Source organism: Actinomadura craniellae (assembly GCF_003289645.1).
Taxonomy (GTDB): Bacteria; Actinomycetota; Actinomycetes; order Streptosporangiales; family Streptosporangiaceae; genus Actinomadura_D; species Actinomadura_D craniellae.
On record NZ_QLYX01000001.1, the window covers coordinates 17,402 to 35,694 of the forward strand.

The following is an 18,293-nucleotide window of genomic DNA, read 5'->3' on the forward strand; positions in this document are numbered from 1 at the left end:
CGGATGCGACGGATACGACCCCGGACGGTGGCCCTGGCCACCGGCGGCGCGGTGGTGCTGGGCGGTGCCGGGCTGGTCGCGGTGGGGGTCGGCGGCGGAGCGGACGCGGCCCCCGCCCGCGGCGCCCTGCCGCCCGCCACGGCCGACGTGGTCCGCACCACGCTGACCGACACCGAGCAGGTCGACGGCACCCTCGGTTACGGCGAGCCGCGCACCGCGACCGGCGCCGGCGGGGGCATGCTGACCTGGCTGCCCGCCGAGGGGGGCGCGGTCGGCCGCGGCGAGCCCGCCTACCGGGTGGACGGGGAGGCCGTGCCGCTGCTGTACGGGTCGCTGCCGGTCTACCGGGCGCTCCGGCCAGGGGTGTCCGGCTCGGACGTGAAGCAACTGGAGCGCAACCTGAGCGCGCTCGGCTACACCGGCTTCACCGTCGACGACGACTACACCTCCGGCACCGCGGACGCCGTCCGGAGCTGGCAGGACGACCTGGGCCTGCCGGAGACGGGCACGGTGACCCGGGCGCTGGTCGCCCCCGGCCGGATCCGGGTGGGCGAGCACAAGCGGGCGACCGGCGACCCGGCCGGCGGGGTGCTGTACACCTACACCGGCACCACCCGCGTCGTCGTCGTGGACCTCGACGTCAAGGACCAGCGGCTCGCCGAACGGGGCGCCACCGCCACCGTCGAGCTGCCCGACGGGAAGACCACCGAAGGGAAGATCACCCGGATCGGGACCGTGGCGACCAAGGCCGGCCAGGACTCCGACGTCTCGACCGTCGAGGTCACGATCACGGTCGCCGACCAGAAGGCGCTGGGCGGCCTCGACCAGGCCCCGGTGGACGTCCACCTGGCCGCCGAGCGCCGGCAGAACGTGCTGGCCGTGCCGGTTGCCGCGCTGCTGGCGTTGCCCGAGGGCGGGTACGGCGTCCAGGTCGTCGCGGGGGGCGGTACCCGGACGATCGAGGTCGAGGTCGGGATGTTCGCCGCGGGACGGGTCGAGGTGAGCGGTGCCGGGCTGGCCGCGGGCATGAAGGTCGGGGTCCCCCGGTGACGCCCGTGGCGGAACTGGTCGAGGTGACCCGCACCTACCCAGGCGGGGTCACCGCGGTGGACGGGGTCTCCCTTGCCGTGGGACGCGGTGAGCTGGTCGCGATCGTGGGCCCCTCCGGCTCCGGCAAGTCGACCCTGCTGCACCTGCTGGGCACGCTCGACCTGCCCGGCTCCGGCACGGTCCGGATCGAGGGCCGGGACGTGGCGGAACTGTCGGACCGGGGGCTGTCGGCGCTGCGGGCGCACCGGCTCGGGTTCGTCTTCCAGCAGTTCCACCTGGCCGCCGGGGTGCGCGCCCTGGACAACGTGGCCGACGGGCTGCTGTACGCGGGAGCGCCGCTGGCCGAGCGGCGCCGCCGGGCCGCGGCGGCGCTGCGGCGGGTCGGCCTGGGGCACCGGATGGACCACCGCCCGCACCAGCTCTCCGGCGGGGAGAAGCAGCGGGTGGCGATCGCCCGGGCCGTGGTGGGGGAGCCGTCGCTGCTGCTGGCGGACGAGCCCACCGGCGCGCTGGACACCGCCACCGGGGCCGGGGTGCTGGACCTGCTGCGCGAGCTGGCCGGCGGCGGGACCGCGGTGGTGGTGATCACCCATGATCGGGACATCGCCGCCTCGCTGCCCCGCCGGGTGGAGATGCGCGACGGCCGGGTGGTCCGCGACACCGCGGCGGTGATGGTCCCGTGACCGCGCGGGAGGAGCGGGCCGCCCGGCTGGGCTTCCGGGACGTGCTGCGGGTGGGCGCGGCCGGGCTGCGGGCCCGCCCGCTGCGGGTCTTCCTGTCCGCGCTGGGCATCGCCATCGGCATCGCCGCCATGGTCGGGGTGGTGGGCATCTCCACCTCCAGCCGCGCCGAGCTGCGGGCCGAGCTCGACCGGCTCGGCACGAACCTGCTGACCGCGGCGCCCGGCAACGACCTCTTCGGGGCGGAGGCGTCCCTGCCCGCCGAGTCGGTCGGGATGGTCGGCCGGCAGCCCGGCGTCATCTCGGCGTCGGCCACCGGCCGGGTCGCCGACGCCAAGGTCTACCGCAACGACCGCATCCCGGCGGCCGAGAGCGGCGGGATCAGCGTGCAGGCGGCCCGCACCGACCTGCCCGGCACCGTCGGCCTGACGGTCGCCAGCGGCGGCTGGCTGAACGCGGCCACGGCGCGGCACCCGGCGGTGGTGCTGGGCGCGGCGGCGGCCGAGCGGCTGGGCGTCGGTGCGGCGGGGCCCGGCGTGCAGGTCTGGCTGGGGGAGCGGTGGTTCACCGTGATCGGTGTCCTCGCCCCGGCCGAGCTGGCCCCCGAGCTCGACGGCGCGGCGCTGGTCGGCTGGGCTCAGGCCACGACGGCGCTGGGCTTCGACGGTCACCCCACCACCGTCTACACCCGGGCCGCCGAGGACCGGGTGGAGGCGGTGCGGGATCTGCTGGCCCCGGCCGTCAATCCCGAGTCGCCCAACGAGGTCAAGGTGAGCCGGCCGTCCGAGGCGCTGGAGGCCAAGGCCGCGACCGACCGGGCCTTCACCGGCCTGCTGCTGGGGCTGGGCGGGGTGGCGCTGCTGGTCGGCGGGGTCGGCGTGGCCAACACCATGGTGATCTCGGTGCTGGAGCGGCGGGCCGAGATCGGGTTGCGCCGCTCGCTGGGCGCCACCCGGGCGCAGATCCGGATCCAGTTCCTCACCGAGTCGCAGCTGCTGGCCGCGCTCGGCGGGGCCGGCGGGGTACTGCTCGGCATCGCGGTCACCGCGGTGTACGCCTTCGGCCAGGGCTGGCCGGCGGTGGTGCCGCCGTGGGCGATGGTCGGCGGTGTCGCCGCGACCCTGGTGATCGGCGCGGTCGCCGGTCTCTACCCGGCGATCCGGGCGGCCCGGCTGGCTCCCACCGAGGCCCTCGCCGCCCCCTGAGACGCGCCGCCCTCCGGTGGCGCGCCGGAGGGCGGCGTCCCGGCCGCCGGGCCGGGCGGATAGCCTGCCGACCGTGCATGGTCCGGCCGCCCGGCCCCGGGAACGGCCGTCCTCGGGAACGTGGGAGGACCCGTCCAGATGAGCTGGCTGCGCTGCCCGGAGCCGCGCCCGTGGGCGTCGCTGCGGCTGTTCTGCTTCCCGCACGCGGGCGGGTCGGCCGCGTTCTACCGGCCCTGGTCCCGGCGGCTGCCCGCGGCGGTCGAGATGCACATCGTGCAGTACCCCGGCCGCGCCGACCGGATGCGGGACCCCTTCGTGGACGACATGGGGCGGCTGGCCCGGCTGGTCGCCGGGGAGCTGGGCCCGCTGCTGGACCGGCCGGTGGCGCTGTTCGGCCACAGCATGGGGGCGGTCCTGGCCTACGAGGTGGCCCGGCTGCTGCAGGAGCGGGGGAACGCGCCCGGCCACCTGTTCGCCTCGGCCTCCCGCCCGCCGCACCGCCGCGGCGCGGGCAAGAACATCGCCGGGCTGGACGACGACGCCCTGGTGGCCGAACTGGCCGAGCTGGGCGGCACCGACGTCGAGCTGCTCCGGGACCCGGAGTTGCGCGAGCTGGTGCTGCCGTACGTGCGCAACGACTTCGCCCTCATCGAGGCTTACACCGAGCTCGCCGGGCCCCGGCTCGGCGTCCCGGTCACCGCGCTGGTCGGCGACGCCGACCCCCGCGTGGACGCCACGGGGGCGGGTGGCTGGGCCGAGGCCACCGACGGCGCCTTCGCCCTGCGGACGTTCGAGGGGGACCACTTCTACCTCGTCCCCCGCCGGGAGCAGGTGATCGCCGAGATCCTGCGTGCGCTGCACGTCCCCGCCGGCCCCTGAGGGCTCAGCCGTCCACCAGACCCTCGCGGTGGGCGATCGCGGCGGCCTGGGTGCGGCTGGCGGCGCCCAGCTTGCCCAGGATGTTGGACACGTGCACGCTTGCCGTCTTCGGCGAGATGACCAGGGCGGCGGCGATCTCGCGGTTGTTGCGCCCGGCCGCGACCAGCCGCAGCACCTCCCGCTCCCGGCCGGTCAACCCGGCCGGGCCCGCGCCTGGCCGGCCGCCGCCGCCCAGCCGGGCACGGCGGCCCAGCCGGTCCAGCGCCCGTGCCAGCGGGGCGGCGCCGAGCCGTTCGGCCGTCTCCAGCGCCCGGCGCCACTCGGCGGTCGCGGCGGCGCGGTCGCCGTGCGCGGCGAGCGACTCGGCCAGCCGCAGCCGCGACCGGGCCACCTCGTAGTCGAACCCGTAGTCGAAGGCGTCCACCACGGCCCGCCACAGGTCGGGCCCGTCGTCGCCGCGCGCCCGGTGCCACTCGGCCTCGGCCCGCGCCAGCCACGCGACCCCCTCGACGCCGAGCCAGCCCCGGGGGATCCCGGCGGCGGCGTCGGCGGCCGTTTCGCGGGCCCGCCGAACGAGGTCGTCGGCGGCCCGCACGGCCTCCAGGGCGGTGGCGTCGTCCCCGGCGGACCGCGCTCCGGCCGCCCGGTCGGCCTGCGCCCACAGCCCGGTGGCGGCGATCCGCAGGATGCCCGGGTCGTAGGGTTCGAGCGCGTCCAGCGCGGTCGTCACGTGCTCGATCGCCGCGTCCACCGCGCCCTCCCACAGGGCGTGCTCGGCGGCCAGGCCGTGCGCGATGTAGACGTTGAACGCGTCCGCGGGCCGGAACGCCGCCAGCCGGTGCAGCCGCTCGGTGACCGTGCCGGCGCCGCGAGCCACCTCCAGGAACAGCGCGTACGCCGATTCGGTGGCCTCGGCCCGGGTGCGCGGCCGGGTACCGAAGCCGGCGGCCAGCTCGGCGGTCCGGTCCCACTCTCCGGAGGTGTAGTGGATCAGGTAGCGCAGCAGGCGTAGGAACATGCCGTAGGTGCTCTGGCCGAGCCCGCCGTCGAGGACGAGCCGCACTCCTTCTTCGGCGGCTTTCGTCGCACCCGGCAGGTCACCGCGGTCGAACGCCGTCCGGGCGTGGTGGAAGGCGGCCCGGAGCGCGATCTGCGGGTCGCCCGCCTCCCGGGCGAGCGCGACGGCGGCGGCGAACGCCGTCGCCGGTTCCGCGCCGGTGTGCGACTCGCGGTGGATGGCCAGCGAGACCCGGGCGCCGGCCTCCGCGTCGCCGGCCCCGGTCGCCCGCGCGGCGGCGATCGCCTCCTCGGCCCACCGCGGAACCTCGTCGTGCTGGTCGCTCCACAGCAGGGTGCGGGCATAGGTGGACAGCGCCCGGGCCCGTTGCGGGGTGGGCGGGTCGGCCGGCAGCAGGTCGACGGCGGTGCGGGCGGTGGCCCGTGCCTCGGCCTCGGCGCTCAGGTCGGCGAGGTGGTAGGCGAGCCGCTCGCCGAGCTCCGCGCGCAGCGGCAGGTCGGCGGGATCGGCGTCGTTGAGCAGCCGGCGCAGCCGCCCGACGGCCCGGTGCGGGTCACCGCCGTGGGCCAGGGCCGCCACCGCCCGCAGCGCCAGCCGGCTCCGGTCGAGCCCGGCGGCGGCCTCGGGGTCGCCGACCGCGTCCCACAGCGACAGCGCCCGGTCGTAGTGCTCGCACGCCTCGGCCGGGGCGCCCAGCCGGTCGGCCTCCCGGCCCGCGGTCACCGAGGCGGCGAAGGCGGTGGCCAGGTCGTGCGCGGCCAGGCTGTGGTGGGCCAGTTCGGCCGCGGCCCGGGAGCGCCCGCCGGGTGGCGCGGCGGCCAGCAGCCGGGCGAAGGCGGCGTGCAGCCGGGTCCGTTCCCCGGGCAGCAGGTCGGTGTAGACGGCTTCGCGTAGCAGCGCGTGCCGGAACGTGTACCCGCCGGGCCCGTCGGGCACCAGCAGCCGGTGCGAGACGATCTCGCGCAGTGCCCGCTCGCATTCCGCCTCGTCCAGCCCTGACACCGTGCGGACCAGGGTGTCGTCCACCCGGCGGCCGGCCACCGCGGCCGCCCGCACCACCCGCTGGGCGGGTTCCGGCAGCTGCTCGATCCGGGACAGCAGCAGGTCGGTGAGGACCGCGGGCAGTTCGTCGCCGGCGTTCGCGGCGGCCAGCAGTTCCGCCGCGTAGAACGGGTTGCCCTCCGAGCGCTCGTGCACCCGGGCCACCACGTCCGCCGGGAGCGGGGCGCCCGCCAGCGCCGTGGTGTAGTCGGCGGTCTCGGCGGGACCGAACGGCCGCACCTCGACCGAGGTCACCTCGGGCAGCCGGGTCAGCTCGGCCACGACGAGCCGGAGCGGGTGCCGCCGGTGCAGGTCGTCGGAGCGGTAGGTGCCGACCAGGCACACCCGCTCGTGTTCCAGCACCCGGCTCAGGAAGACGAGCAGGTCACGGGTGGAGCGGTCGGCCCAGTGCAGATCCTCCAGCACCACCAGTACGGGCCGGTCGTCGGCGAGTTCGCCCAGCAGGCCGAGCACCGCGCCGAACAGCCGCTGCCGGGCCAGCTCGGCCGGCCCGTCGGCGCCGGCCTCGCCGTCGGGGAGCAGCCGCGCCAGGACCGGCCGGTCGTGCAGCGCGGTGTGCAGTACCGGGGCGGTGCGGGGGTCGCGGCTCGCGGTCCACAGGGCGTCGGTCAGCGGCAGGTAGGGGATGGTGTCGCCGAGTTCGGCGCACTGGCCCGTCAGGACGGTGCCGCCCCGGTCGCGCACGGTCGCGGTGAGTTCGTTGATCAGCCGGGTCTTGCCGATCCCCGCGTCGCCGCCGACCAGCACGGTCACGGCGTGACCCGTGGTGGCCCGGTCGAAGGCGCCGAGCAGTTCTGACAGCTCCGCTCTCCGCCCGATCAGTTCCACGCCGCCGAGTATCGCACTATGGGGCGGATGATCCGTTATGTCCGGCCAGGTGGGGAGTCCTACCACCGGCCGGGCCCCGGGGCGGGGGCGGGACACGCAGCATTCCGGTCAACGCCTGGTCATCATTTGGTTCCATAGCGTATTCGACCCAGGTTGGCGGGTATGACCGCTAGCGGTTGGTGAGCCCGCGGCGCTGCCGACCTCTGGCAGCCGTGCTGAGCGGGCCATGACCCGATGTCTCCGATCAGCATGAGGTGATCCGTTCATGTCCTCGATGATGGCGCTTCACCGGCGGCCCGAGATGGCCGACCGGCCGGCTCCGGAGCCGGCACCCGCCCGCAGGCCACCAGGTCGTATCGCCACCGGTGATCCGGAACACATCGCCGTGCGGCTCGCGGCGGAGTTTCCGTTCCTGGACCGGCACACCATCAGCACCTGCGTGCGCGACACGTGCAACTGCCTCGCGCATCTGGGCATCGCGGTGAGCCCGGACGTCATCGAGCGGCTGGCCCGTGAACATCTCACCACCCTGGCCTCCTCGCCGCTGCTGGAGGATCCGGTTCCGTTCCGGGACGTCCGAGAAGGCTGACCGCAGGTGGCCCATCCGAGGGGAAGCGGCTGGGCCGCCGCTCTTTCAGGCTTTTCGCATTCTGCCCGTCGGGCACGGGGGCCGGACAAGGGAAGACCCCCGGCCCTGCCCGTGGCCGGGGGTCCTGGTCCAGGAGGGGGCGGTCAGGCGGTCGCGCCGACCGGCTCCCGCGGCGCGTCCACATCGGTCTCGCCGTCGACCTCGACCTCCGGCTCGGGGTCGGGCAGCAGCCGGGCGTAGGCGCGGGCCGTCTCGGCGGCGATCCGCTCGACGGAGTAGCGCGAGTGGGCCCGGTCGGCGGCGGCGATCGCGAAGCCGGCCACCGTGGTCGGCTCGGCGAGCAACCGGCGGATCGCCCGGCCGATCTGGGCGGGCCGGCGGGCCGGCACGTGCAGGCCGGTCACCCCGTCGAGCACCGTGTCGGCGTTGCCGCCCACCGGGGTGGCGACCACCGGCACGCCGCAGGCCATGGCCTCCAGCGCCGCGAGCGCCGAGGGCCGGTGCGGGGCCAGGCTGAGCGCCAGCCGGGCCGACCGCAGCAGCTTCGGAACGTCCTTGCGGGGGAGCCGGCCGAGAAAGATCACCCGGTCGTCCACGTGGACCTCCTTGGCCAGCAGCCGGAGCCGGTGCACGACCGGGTCGTTCTCCAGGTCGTCCCGGGACGGGCCGCCCGCGATCACGAGTTCGGCGTCCGGAACGTGCACCAGGGCGCGGATCGCGGTGTCGAGCCCGCCGCAGGCCAGGTCGGAGCAGACCGCCACCAGCCGGGCCCGGTCGCCGCGGGGCATCGTCGGGCCGGTCTCGCGGAAGCGCTCGCCGTCCACCGCGTAGGGCACCGTGCGGATGGCGCGCCGCGGGACGCCCATCCGGACGAGGTCGTCCGCCTCGTCGGCGCTGCACGCGTGGATCGTGTCGGCGGTCCGGCCGAGCACCCGCTCCAGCCGCTCGCGGGCCGGGTGCGGGGCGAGGCCGTCGCGGCGTGCCGCGATGCCCAGCCCGTGGAAGCTCTGCACCAGCGGGAGGCCGGTTCCCTCGACGGCGGCGTGTGCGGCCAGGCCGCCGGTCCACCCGTGGGCGTGGACGAGGTCGGGACGGGTGCCGGCCAGCCGGCGGGCGAGCTCGGTGCCGAACTCGCGCAGGTACGGCAGCACCTCGTCGTCGCGCAGCGGGCGGGCGGGGCCGGCGGTGAGGTAGTGGATCGTGGCGCCCTGCCCCAGCCGGGTGCGGTCGCGGGCGGCGTCGTCGTGCCGCCGCGTGTAGAGGGACACCCGGTGGCCCTGGCGGCCCAGTTCGCGGGCGAGTTCGACGACGTGCAGGGACTGGGTGTCCTCGACGCGGCCGAGGGAGGTCGAGACCAGGGCGATGTGCAGGGGAGCAAGAGAAACGGGCATGGCGCAGCCTCCGGGATTCACTCAACGGGAAACCAGGAGGTGTCTGCGTCTTAGACACCCACTCGGCGATCATTCTTTCCGGGACGGGACGATATCAAACCTGGAACACCGAAGTGTTCCGCGTCACAGCGGTGCCGGCGGGCTTGCCGACTGGGACGTGGGCGCCCGGCGACCGGTTCCACGGCGCGGGGGTCCGTCCGTGCGCGGCCCCCGCGCCCGCGGCCCTCAGGGACGTGCCCGGCTCACGGTCCGGACCACCTTGGAGCCGTTCGGCCCGACGATACGGATCGTGTGGATGTAGTAGACCCGGCCGTTTTTGACCTGTGTCCGGACCAGGTGGTGGCGGGCCCCGTTGGGGCCGGCCACGGCCCATTTGCGTTCGAACTTGGTGTCGGCCGAGGCCGGGGCCGACGAGCCGGCCGCCATAACCGTCGCGGCGATGACGGCGATGACGGTGGTGACGGTGATGACATGGCAGATCGCGCTCTTCATCGGAGCCTCCCTCGCGTCGAGCGCTGTGGCCACGGGCCCGGCGGCATGCGGTGCGCCGGGCCCGCGGCCTGGGAACCGGTGGTCGGCGGCCTGTACCAGACCGGTCGGCACCGGTTCCCCACCTCAGCGGGGCGCCGCTCAGTCGGCCCCGCTGAAGATCCCGGTCGACCAGGCGCCCCACGGGCCGGCGAACTCCGCCTTCGTGCCGAAGAAGGTGCCCGGACCGTGGCCGTGGTGGTCGCGGTCGCGGTGGTCGCGGTCGCGGTGGTCACGGTCCGCCTCTTCGAAGCCCGTTCGCTCCTGGAGGAAGACCTGCTGCGGTCGGTGGTCGCGGCCGCGGCCGTGCCCGCGGGCCTCCTCGCGGCCGAACCTCTCCCGGACGAAGTGCTTCTTGTGGCCGAAGCCGCGGCCGCCGCCACGGCCGAAGCCGCGGTTGAAGTGGCGGCCGCGGTGGCAGCGCCGGTGCTTGTGGCACCGGCGGCAGCCGCAGCCGAGCTGTGCCTGTCGGAGACCCTGGCCGGTCTCTGTGGCGGTCTTGTGTGAGAAGGCGCCGGTCACACCAGCGCTCTGATTCTTCCCCTTGTGGACGGTGTCGGCCATCGCGAGTCCTGGTACACCGAGGGACAGGCCGGTGGCGACGATCCCAGTCACCGCGAGGCGGTGCAGCTTGTTCATGTGCTTCCCTCCCGTCGCGGTGATGATCGCTCCGCGACTCACAGCCACCTCTACCCCGGCGTTTACGCTAAAACACGCACCGTAGTGGATAAATAACTAAGGGTGAGTTAGAGGGGTTTTCTTGGTCGTTGAAGCCGTTTCACTAGCGGATTCGTGAGTAAGCGACCCGCCATGCGGTTTGGCCCGACCCGCCTGCCCGGTACGCCGGTAATCGCTACGATCGGCCGGGTTGTAGTGAAAGATCATTTTCGGGAGGGAGAGGTCGAGTGACAGAGGTGCGCGGTGCCTGATCCGCTGGATTGGGGGAGGGTCGCCATCGCCGCCGTCGTGGTGGTGGCCGCCCTGTTGATCGGTTTCGTACTGCGCGCGGTGCTGCGCCGGCTGACGCATCGGGCGGCGGGCACCCGCTGGGCCTGGGACGACCTCATCGTCCGGCTGGTCCTCGACCTGGTCCTGGTGCTGACCGTCGCCGGGAGCACCTGGGCCGCCGTGCGGATCATCGAGTTCCAGCACGGGGTCCAGGACGTCATCGCCCGGGTCCTGTGGTCCCTGGTCGTCCTGGCCGTTTCGCTGGCCGTCGCCCGGCTGGCCGCGGGCGTCGTCTCGTCGGTCACCCTGGCCCGGTCCGGGGTCGCCCAGTCGGTTTCCATCTTCGCCAACATCACCCGGACCGTGGTGATCGTCGTCGGTCTGCTGGTGTTGCTGCAGAGCCAGGGGGTGTCGGTCACCCCGCTGCTGACCGCGCTGGGCGTCGGTGGCCTGGCGGTCGCGCTGGCGCTCCAGGACACCCTGGCCAACCTCTTCGCCGGGGTGCACATCCTGGCCTCCAAGACGATCGAGCCCGGCGACTTCGTGCGGCTGAGCACCGGCCAGCAGGGCTACGTCGTCGACATCAACTGGCGCAAGACCACGATCCGCGAGTTGACGGACAACCTGGTGATCATCCCGAACGCCAAGTTCGCGGACGCCATCCTCACCAACTACAACGTGCCCGCCCCGGACATGGGGCTGCTACTCCAGGCCAAGGTCGGCTACGGCAGCGACCTCGAGCAGGTGGAGCGGGTGACCATCGAGGTGGCGGAAGAGGTGATGCGCGAGGTGGAGGGAGGTGTGCCCGACCACGAGCCGCTGGTGCGCTTCCACACCTTCGGCGACTCCAGCATCGACTTCACGGTGATCCTGCGCACCCGCGAGTTCGAGGACCAGTTCCGGGTGCGGCACGAGTTCGTCAAGCGCCTGCACCTGCGTTACCGCCGCGAGGGGATCGACATTCCGCTGCCGGTGCGCAAGCTGGTCTTCGACGGCGACCCCGGTGACGTCCCCGGGATGGAACGTCTCGGCACGGGCTGATCAGTCGGCGGGGGCGTCGAACCAGGCGAGGAACTCGGTCTGGCCGAACATCCGGGCGGCGTCCACCGCCGACGGGTGGCCCGCCTGGGGGTCGGCCCCCGCCGCCAGCAGGGCCTTGACCACCTCGGGCTCCTTTTTGAAGACGGCCCCGGCGAGCGGGCGCTGCCCCCGGTCGTTGGGCCGGTCGGGGTCGGCGCCCAGGTCGATCAGCGCCTGAACGGTTTCGGCGTGCCCGTGGTAGGCCGCGAGCATCAGCAGCGTGTCGCCCGCATCGTTGCTGAGGTTGACCGGGACCCCGGCCCGGACGTAGGCGGAGAGCCGTTCGGTCTCGCCCGCTCGTGCCAGTGCGAACATCCTGGTCGCGAAATCCACCAGCTCCGAGTCGATCTCCTCCATGGATTCCACGGTAGTTGCTCCCGCGGCGGGGTCAGCCCGCGAGCAGGTGCCCGGGGGTGTCCTCGGCGAACCGCAGGCATTTTTCCAGTCGCACGATCGCGCCGTGGTCCTGCTGGACGGTGAATCGGACGTCATCGGCGAGCGCCTTCATGATCAGCAGACCTCGGCCGTTCTCGGAAGTGGGGGCGGGGGGCGTCCCGTCGGTGCGGCCGGGGTCGAAGCCGCCGCCGGTGTCGAGGACCTTGATGACGCAGCGTTCGTCGACGATGTCGACCTGAACGGTGTATTCGTCGCTTTCCCGCGCGTGCTTGATCACATTGGTGCACGCCTCGGTGAGCATCAGCTGGATGTCGGTACGGGAGTGTGTGTCCGCGCCGAGCACCGCCAGTGCGGCGTCCATCAGTCGCCGGATGACGGGCACGCTCGCGGCGTCTCTCGGTAGGCGCAGCGCAAGCTGGATGTCCACGATTCCTCGTTTCCTCCTGTCCGGTTCACTCTCATGAGCTGCCCGATCAAGGAGGGTCAAACCAGCCGTACCGGACGGACTAGTTCAATCAAGGCGGTTATCGGCGGTGACCAGGGCGTACGCGCGGTGAAGATCACGGAGATGGTGCTCATCTTTCACCGCCGCCCCCGGAGCGAAGGCTCACGCCGGATCTCTGGAGGGCTCCCTCAGGTCGGCGGGGCGGATGGGCCACCGGCCGGGAAGCGGGGCGGCCATCCGGTACAGCCGGTCCCGTGGGTCGCTCGCGACCCCGCAGGACCACTGCCGGGCGGCGGCGGCGTTCTCGGTCTGGACCTTGATCGCGACACTGGCCAGCGTGAGCACCAGCGTCACGTCGGACTCGCTGTCCAGATGGACGGTCACCCAGGCCCCGCCGGGACTCACCACGGCCCGGCCGGAGTCCTCCAGCGCGTCTCGTAACCGCGTGACGATCTCCGGGACGAGGCGCAGCTCGGCCTCGTCCCCGGAGTGGAGGTGCACGATTTGTTGCGTTCCAAAGATGAGCCCGCGGCCGACCCCGCACTCGGCCCCGGTCACCCGTATGCCGGGCCAGGCGATCATCTTCGTGATCACCTGATTGGCCAGCGAGGTCCCGGTTCTGCCGTAACCGCTCACCCGCTCATGGTCGCGTTGGCAACGAGGTTACGGAACCACTCGAAGTGAAATCGTTATCTGAATGGACATAAGCCGGACACCTCCCATTCCGCGCCGGTGTCCGGCTGCGGCGTCAGCCGGAAGTCGCCGCCAGATGGTCGGTCTGGACCGCCTTGTGCACCGCCGGGACGGCTGGACCGCTCCGCGCGGTCAGCTCGGCGATGCGGCGGCGGTGCCGGCGCCGGTCGGCGCGCGGCAGCACGGTGCGCAGCCCGCCCGCGGCGGCCAGCGCCACCGTGGCGGCGTCGTAGCTGTGCACGCGCGCCACCGGCCGGCCGTGCAGCGCCGACGAGGCGCCGCCCCACAGGTTCTTCACCACCCGCGGGTCGCGCACGGTGACCCGGTGGCAGGGAAAGATCCCGAACCTGCGCCGGAACTCCACCCGGATCCAGCCACCGGCCGCCAGCTCGGCGCGGACGGTCGCGACCATCTTCCGGTTGTCCTTGCGGACCCAGTACTGCCAGGAACGGGCCCGCGACCCGGCGATCTGCCCGCGGATCCCGTAGGGGTCGTCGCCGTCGGTCGCCGCCTGGGGGCGCTTGTCGCCGGTCAGCCGACCGTCCAGGTACAGCTCGGTCAGCGCGGCTCCGCGCAGGATGTAGCCGAGCCGGTCGCGGGCTGTCATGCGCTGCTTGTTGAGGTCGTAGGCCAGCAGGAAGAGCCGGCCGGGCAGGGAGTCGGGCGGTTTCATGGCGAGGGGTGCTCCTTGTCGGGGTCTGCGTGGTCCGGAGAGGTCTGCTCGGCCCGGCGGGGCCGGCCGGGCCGGCGCATCCGCCCGACGTCGCCGGGCAGCCGTCCCGCGTCGGCCAGCGCCCGGCGGAGGACGAACTCGATCTGCGCGTTGGTGCTGCGCAGCTCGTCGCCCGCCCACCGGGCGAGCGCGTCATGCACCGCCGGGTCGAGCCGGAGCAGGATCTTCTTGCGTTCGGTGGCCACGGTTCACTGGTAGAGAGAGCCGGTGTTGACCACGGGCTGGGCGTCACGGTCACCGCACAGCACGACCAGCAGGTTGCTCACCATGGTGGCCTTGCGCTCCTCGTCGAGGTCGACGACCTCGTGCTCGGTGAGCCGGGCCAGGGCCGCCTCGACCATGCCGACGGCGCCCTCGACGATCCGGCTGCGCGCGGCCACCACGGCACCCGCCTGCTGGCGGCGCAGCATGGCCTGGGCGATCTCCGGCGCGTACGCCAGCCGGGTGAGCCGCGACTCGATGATCTGCACGCCCGCCGAGGCGACCCGGGCCATGATCTCTTCCGAGAGCTGGGCGGTGATCTCGTCGGCGTTCTCGCGCAGGGAGGTCCGGTCGTCGGCGTCGTAGGGGAAGCTGCCGGCGATGTGCCGGACGGCGGCCTCGGTCTGGAAGGCCACGAACTCCACGAAGTCGTCGACCCCGAACTTGGCCCGGGCGGTGTCCTTCACCTGCCACACCACCACCGCGGAGATCTCGATGGGGTTGCCGTCGAGGTCGTTGACCTTGGCGATGCCGGTCTCGTGGTTGCGGATCCGGGTGGAGACCCTGGCGCGGGTGGAGATCGGGTTCACCCAGCGCAGCCCGTCCGTGCGGAGCGTGCCGGAGTAGCGGCCGAGCACCTGGAGCACCCGGGCCTCGCCGGGCGCCACCGGGGTCAGCCCGCAGGCCACCACCAGGGCGGCCAGCAGCAGCAGGACGCCCAGCCCGGCGATGATCCAGCCCGCCGGGCTGAGCTGCGCGATGCCGAAGATGGTCATCGCTGTGGCGATCAGCGCCGCCAGTGCGGTCAGGGCGAGGACGGGCCAGCCGTTGCGGTCGCGGGCGGGGCGCTCGGAGATCGGGGGGGTCGGCATGTCGATGGTCATGGGGTCCTCCTCAGGTCTATCTCAAATCTAGCAAAGTGATATCACTTTTACTAGTCGCGAAAACACCGGAGCGGCCGGCACCGCATCGGTGCCGGCCGCTCCGGGGGCCTCGGGCGCACGGTCAGAGATACAGGCCCACCCGCTCCTCGCCCTTGGGCAGCGGGGGCAGGTCGGCGGCGCGCAGGGTCAGGATCTCGGCGTCCGCCGGCCGCGGCCCGGCGGTGATCCGCTGCGCCTGCCGGGCGATGGTCTCGTCGAGGACGTTGCGCATCAACCGGCCGTTGCCGAACGTGGGGCCGCGCTCGGCGCCCGCCAGCCGGAGCAGCAGCGCGTCCCGGAAACCGGGCTCCAGCGTGAACCCGTCCCGCTCGGCCAGGTGCTCCAGGATGGCCGCCAGTTCCTCGTCGGTGTAGTCGGCGAACCGGATCGTCCGGGGGAACCGGGAGGCCAGGCCGGTGTTGGCGGTCAGGAACCGCTTCATCTCGGCCTCGTAGCCCGCCACGATCACCATCAGGTCGCTCCGGTGGTCCTCCATCAGCTTGATCAGCGTGGCCAGCGCCTCCTGCCCGTAGTCCTCGCCGAGCGGGCTGTGCAGCGCGTACGCCTCGTCGATGAACAGCACCCCGCCCAGCGCCCGGTCGACGGCGGCCTCCACCTTCGGCGCGGTCTGGCCGATGTACTCGCCGATCAGGTCGGCCCGGCCCACCTCCACGAGATGGCCGGACGACAGCAGGCCCAACTCGGCGTACACCCCGGCGATCAACCGGGCCACCACCGTCTTGCCGGTGCCCGGGCTGCCGGTGAACACCATGTGCCGGGTCGGCATGGCGAGCGTCAGGCCGGCGTCGCGCCGCAGTTCCGCGCTGCGCGCCTCGGCCACCAGGCGGTGCACCTCGCTCTTGACCTCGGCCATGCCGACCATGGCGTCCAGCGTGCCCATCGGGTCGTCCTGCGGCCGGTTCCGGATCCGTCCGGTGATGGTGTCGGGGAAGTCCTCGGGCCGCACCTCGCCGACCGCGCCGGTCCCGCCCACCACCCGCGGGGCCTGCAGGGCGATCGCCCGGTCGAGCAGGTTGCGCATCAGCCGCGCGTTGCCGAACGCCCGGCCGCGCGGCGCCCGCCGCAGCAGTTCGCGGACCTTCTCCTCGACCCCGTCGGTCAGTACCACGTCGGCCTCGGCCGCCTGGGCGCGCAGGATCTGCACGAGCTGGTCGTCGGTGTAGTCGGCGAACCGCAGCGACACCGGGAACCGGGAGGCCAGCCCCGAGTCGGCCGACAGCAGCCGCTGCATCTCCCGCTCGTAGCCCGCCACGATCACCACGAGGTCGTCGCGGTGCCGCTCCATCTGGGTGAGCAGCTCGCTGATCACCTCGCGGCCGTAGTCCTCGTTGGCCCCCTGCATCAGGGTGTACGCCTCGTCGACGAACAGCACCCCGCCCAGCGCCTGGTCGACCACCCGCCGGGTCTTGTCGGCGCTCTCCCCGGTGTAGGAGCCGATCAGCTGCGACCGCGAGACCTCCACCAGGTGCCCGGACGACAGCACGCCCAGGGTCTGGTAGATCCGGGCCAGCAGCCGGGCCACCACGGTCTTCCCGGTGCCGGGGTTGCCGGTGAACACCATGTGCCGGACCGGGGCGGCGGTGCGCAGCCCGGCCTCCTGGCGCATCCGCGCGGCCCGGGCGCCGGCGACCAGCAGGTCGACCTCGTTCTTGACCTCGGCCAGGCCGACCAGGGTGGCGAGTTCGGCGCGGGGATCGGCCGCGCCGCCCTCCGGGTCGAACCGTTCGGGGAGGTCGGCGGCGGTGACCACCACCTCCGCCCCCTCCTTGGCACGTTCGCGGACCGCGGGGACGACCAGCTCGGCCAGCCGCTGGGCCAGCCGGGCGTTGCGCAGGTTGCGGATCGGGGCGGTGGACACCAGGATCCCGCCCGCCGCGGCGGCGGCGTCGTCCGTGGCCCGCGCGCCGCGCTCGGCGACCGCGCGGCGGAACAGCTCGGCGTGCCCGTCCGCGTCGAACGGCCGGGCCCGGGCGATCTGGAAGCGCTGCATCATGGCGGGGTTCACCCGGCGGATCAGGGTCTCCGCGCCCTCCTCGCCGAGCGCGACCACGTGCAGGTTGTCGAGGACGTCGAGCATCCGGTGCAGTTCCTCGATCACCGGCTCGCCGACCACCGGGTCCCGGGCCACGTTGTCGAGCCCGTCCAGGACGAGCAGCGCGGCGTCGTCGCACTCCATGGCCGAGGAGAAGACCTGGTTGATCGCGCCGGGGACGCCCTTGCCGATGAACATCTGTTCCGACAGCCAGGTGGGCCGGCCGGTGTAGCCCCGGCTCGCCAGCAGCTTGGCGACCTCCTGGGCGGCGTCGCGCTTGCCGGTGCCGTCCGGTCCGGTGATCAGCAGCCGGACCGGCCCGGTGCCGTACGCGATCCGGCGGACGGCCTCGACCACCTCGGGCTGCCCGATCAGCCGCTCGCCGGGGCCGCCGAGCAGGGACCCGTCCGCGCTGGGCCCGGCCAGCCGGCGGACCAGCGGGTTGACCACCCGGCGGTGTGGCTGGGCCAGCCGGCGCAGGTCGTCCTGGAAGGCCACGATCGGCAGCCAGAAGGAGTCGGGCGCGCGCAGCTCGCCGGGGAAGCTGCTCACCGCCGAGGTGAACCGCAGCGCCATGTCCATCCAGGCCCGGCAGGTGTCGGCCTCGCCGGCGAGCAGCCCGCGCGCCAGCCAGGCCCGGATCCCGTTGGACCAGGTGCCGCCCTGGAAGTCGGCGGCCTCGTCGTGGTAGATCCGGTGGATCTCGCGGTACCGGTTGGAGTCGAACACCAGGCCCAGCTCGCTGGGCAGCGAGCTCACCTCGGCCTGGAGCACCAGGCGGGCCAGCGAGGTCTCCAGCGAGTTGCCGGTCGGTACCGCCCGCTCCAGCCGCTCCTGGGACGCGATCAGGCCCGCGCAGATCCAGTCGAGCAGGCCGACCGGGCCGGCGAACTCGGGGATCGCCGCCAGCGTCTCGTCGTCGGCGTTCCGGGCCCAGTCGTCGGGGAGCGCCGTGGCGTCGGCGGTCAGGTCGAACTTGTGCTGCGCGGCGTCGGCGGCGCGCCGCTCGTGCAGCCGCAGCAGTGCCTGGCGGCGCGGCTCGAAGGGTTCCAGCCCCTCGAAGACCGCCAGGCAGTCGCGGGCCAGGAGCAGCGCGTCCTCCCGTTCGAGGCTTTCGAGACCGCCGAGCCGCTGGAACGGCGGGCGCCAGGGGGTGGTGTAGACGCCCCATCCCGTCGGGCTGCGGTTGGGCGATCGCTTCTTGGACATGAAGGTGCCGAACAGCTCGACGCTGAGGTGGCTGCGTGAGCCGGTGACCAGGGCGGCCGGGCCGAACAGGAACTCCATCACCGACAGCAGCTCGGACAGGACGGGGGAGTTGCCCATCTCCCACATGGAGTTCTCGTCGGGTTGCACGAGCTCCTGGGCGCGCGGCTCGTTCACCAGCGCCTCGATGCGCCCGGCGATCTCTTCCAGCCGGCCGTCGGGTACCCGCCACGGGGGCGCTTCGGTGTAGGCGTCGATCACCGGCTCGTCGCTGAGCAACGGCTTCAGGTGCTCCGGCAACCGCAGCTCGCCCACGGCAAACCCCCATCTCAGGTCGAATAGGGATAACAGCCTACGGATTGTGACGACGTGCCGGAGCCAGATG

Annotated in this window: 17 protein-coding genes; 6 read left to right on the plus strand and 11 right to left on the minus strand. The window is 73.6% G+C overall.

Annotation, left to right across the window (positions count from 1 at the left end; translation table 11 throughout):
- The first annotated feature begins 3 nt into the window (after positions 1-3).
- The 4 genes from DPM19_RS00070 (at position 4) to DPM19_RS00085 (ending at position 3,814) form a co-directional block, all read left to right on the plus strand.
- Positions 4-1,050: a peptidoglycan-binding protein gene (locus DPM19_RS00070; RefSeq protein ID WP_111863306.1), complete on the plus strand. Its 1,047-nt coding sequence runs from the start codon at positions 4-6 to the stop codon at positions 1,048-1,050.
- Complete coding sequence (locus DPM19_RS00075; protein WP_407642459.1) at positions 1,047-1,733, plus strand: ABC transporter ATP-binding protein; 687 nt, start codon at positions 1,047-1,049, stop codon at positions 1,731-1,733. The genes DPM19_RS00070 and DPM19_RS00075 overlap by 4 nt, the downstream gene beginning before the upstream one ends.
- Positions 1,730-2,935 (plus strand): ABC transporter permease, encoded by a 1,206-nt coding sequence (locus DPM19_RS00080; protein WP_233509723.1) that lies wholly within the window; start codon positions 1,730-1,732, stop codon positions 2,933-2,935. Before DPM19_RS00075 ends, DPM19_RS00080 begins: the two co-directional genes overlap by 4 nt.
- A gap of 138 nt (positions 2,936-3,073) precedes the next feature.
- Positions 3,074-3,814, plus strand: a complete 741-nt coding sequence (locus tag DPM19_RS00085; protein ID WP_111862677.1) for a thioesterase II family protein — start codon at positions 3,074-3,076, stop codon at positions 3,812-3,814.
- A gap of 4 nt (positions 3,815-3,818) precedes the next feature.
- Here DPM19_RS00085 and DPM19_RS36895 read toward each other — a convergent pair whose 3' ends face one another.
- The gene (locus tag DPM19_RS36895; protein WP_111862678.1) at positions 3,819-6,722 is read right to left on the minus strand and encodes a helix-turn-helix transcriptional regulator; all 2,904 of its coding nucleotides are present in this window, start codon (positions 6,720-6,722) and stop codon (positions 3,819-3,821) included.
- 265 nt (positions 6,723-6,987) lie between these two features.
- Between DPM19_RS36895 and DPM19_RS00095 the strand changes: the two genes are divergently transcribed.
- Entirely contained in the window at positions 6,988-7,311 is a 324-nt protein-coding gene (locus DPM19_RS00095; RefSeq protein ID WP_111862679.1) for a hypothetical protein, read from the plus strand.
- 143 nt (positions 7,312-7,454) lie between these two features.
- Here the strand turns inward: DPM19_RS00095 and DPM19_RS00100 are convergent, their stop codons facing one another.
- The 3 genes from DPM19_RS00100 to DPM19_RS00110 form a co-directional block, all read right to left on the minus strand.
- Entirely contained in the window at positions 7,455-8,702 is a 1,248-nt protein-coding gene (locus DPM19_RS00100) for a glycosyltransferase (protein WP_111862680.1), read from the minus strand.
- 225 nt (positions 8,703-8,927) lie between these two features.
- The gene (locus DPM19_RS00105) at positions 8,928-9,194 is read right to left on the minus strand and encodes a hypothetical protein (protein WP_111862681.1); all 267 of its coding nucleotides are present in this window, start codon (positions 9,192-9,194) and stop codon (positions 8,928-8,930) included.
- Between the two features lie 138 nt (positions 9,195-9,332).
- Positions 9,333-9,869 (minus strand): hypothetical protein, encoded by a 537-nt coding sequence (locus tag DPM19_RS00110; protein WP_111862682.1) that lies wholly within the window; start codon positions 9,867-9,869, stop codon positions 9,333-9,335.
- 282 nt (positions 9,870-10,151) lie between these two features.
- Here DPM19_RS00110 and DPM19_RS00115 point away from each other — a divergent pair, with 282 nt between their 5' ends.
- Entirely contained in the window at positions 10,152-11,219 is a 1,068-nt protein-coding gene (locus DPM19_RS00115) for a mechanosensitive ion channel family protein (protein WP_111862683.1), read from the plus strand.
- Here DPM19_RS00115 and DPM19_RS00120 read toward each other — a convergent pair whose 3' ends face one another.
- From DPM19_RS00120 to DPM19_RS00150, 7 genes are all read right to left on the minus strand, one after another.
- A complete protein-coding gene (locus DPM19_RS00120; protein ID WP_111862684.1) occupies positions 11,220-11,615 on the minus strand; it encodes an ankyrin repeat domain-containing protein in 396 nt (131 codons plus the stop codon).
- A gap of 31 nt (positions 11,616-11,646) precedes the next feature.
- On the minus strand, positions 11,647-12,081 hold the full coding sequence (locus tag DPM19_RS00125) for an ATP-binding protein (RefSeq protein ID WP_111862685.1): 435 nt from the start codon (positions 12,079-12,081) through the stop codon (positions 11,647-11,649).
- 180 nt (positions 12,082-12,261) lie between these two features.
- Entirely contained in the window at positions 12,262-12,735 is a 474-nt protein-coding gene (locus DPM19_RS00130; RefSeq protein WP_111862686.1) for a luciferase domain-containing protein, read from the minus strand.
- Between the two features lie 112 nt (positions 12,736-12,847).
- Positions 12,848-13,465: a GOLPH3/VPS74 family protein gene (locus DPM19_RS00135; RefSeq protein ID WP_111862687.1), complete on the minus strand. Its 618-nt coding sequence runs from the start codon at positions 13,463-13,465 to the stop codon at positions 12,848-12,850.
- Positions 13,462-13,710 carry a hypothetical protein gene (locus tag DPM19_RS00140; protein WP_111862688.1) on the minus strand — a complete coding sequence of 83 codons (249 nt, stop codon included), beginning with the start codon at positions 13,708-13,710 and terminating at the stop codon, positions 13,462-13,464. Before DPM19_RS00140 ends, DPM19_RS00135 begins: the two co-directional genes overlap by 4 nt.
- Before the next feature lie 3 nt (positions 13,711-13,713).
- Positions 13,714-14,610: an SPFH domain-containing protein gene (locus DPM19_RS00145; RefSeq protein ID WP_111862689.1), complete on the minus strand. Its 897-nt coding sequence runs from the start codon at positions 14,608-14,610 to the stop codon at positions 13,714-13,716.
- A 121-nt stretch (positions 14,611-14,731) separates the two neighbouring features.
- Positions 14,732-18,223 carry an AAA family ATPase gene (locus tag DPM19_RS00150; RefSeq protein WP_111862690.1) on the minus strand — a complete coding sequence of 1,164 codons (3,492 nt, stop codon included), beginning with the start codon at positions 18,221-18,223 and terminating at the stop codon, positions 14,732-14,734.
- Positions 18,224-18,293 lie beyond the last annotated feature (70 nt).

What these genes read in the sequence shown, in the direction of transcription:
- DPM19_RS00070 (WP_111863306.1), top strand. Translation starts at nt 4, where the DNA reads ATGCGACGGATACGACCCCGGACGGTGGCCCTGGCCACCGGCGGCGCG.
- DPM19_RS00085 (WP_111862677.1), top strand. Translation starts at nt 3,074, where the DNA reads ATGAGCTGGCTGCGCTGCCCGGAGCCGCGCCCGTGGGCGTCGCTGCGG.
- DPM19_RS00095 (WP_111862679.1), top strand. Translation starts at nt 6,988, where the DNA reads ATGTCCTCGATGATGGCGCTTCACCGGCGGCCCGAGATGGCCGACCGG.
- DPM19_RS00100 (WP_111862680.1), bottom strand. Translation starts at nt 8,702, where the DNA reads ATGCCCGTTTCTCTTGCTCCCCTGCACATCGCCCTGGTCTCGACCTCC.
- DPM19_RS00105 (WP_111862681.1), bottom strand. Translation starts at nt 9,194, where the DNA reads ATGAAGAGCGCGATCTGCCATGTCATCACCGTCACCACCGTCATCGCC.
- DPM19_RS00110 (WP_111862682.1), bottom strand. Translation starts at nt 9,869, where the DNA reads ATGAACAAGCTGCACCGCCTCGCGGTGACTGGGATCGTCGCCACCGGC.
- DPM19_RS00120 (WP_111862684.1), bottom strand. Translation starts at nt 11,615, where the DNA reads ATGGAGGAGATCGACTCGGAGCTGGTGGATTTCGCGACCAGGATGTTC.
- DPM19_RS00135 (WP_111862687.1), bottom strand. Translation starts at nt 13,465, where the DNA reads ATGAAACCGCCCGACTCCCTGCCCGGCCGGCTCTTCCTGCTGGCCTAC.
- DPM19_RS00145 (WP_111862689.1), bottom strand. Translation starts at nt 14,610, where the DNA reads ATGACCATCGACATGCCGACCCCCCCGATCTCCGAGCGCCCCGCCCGC.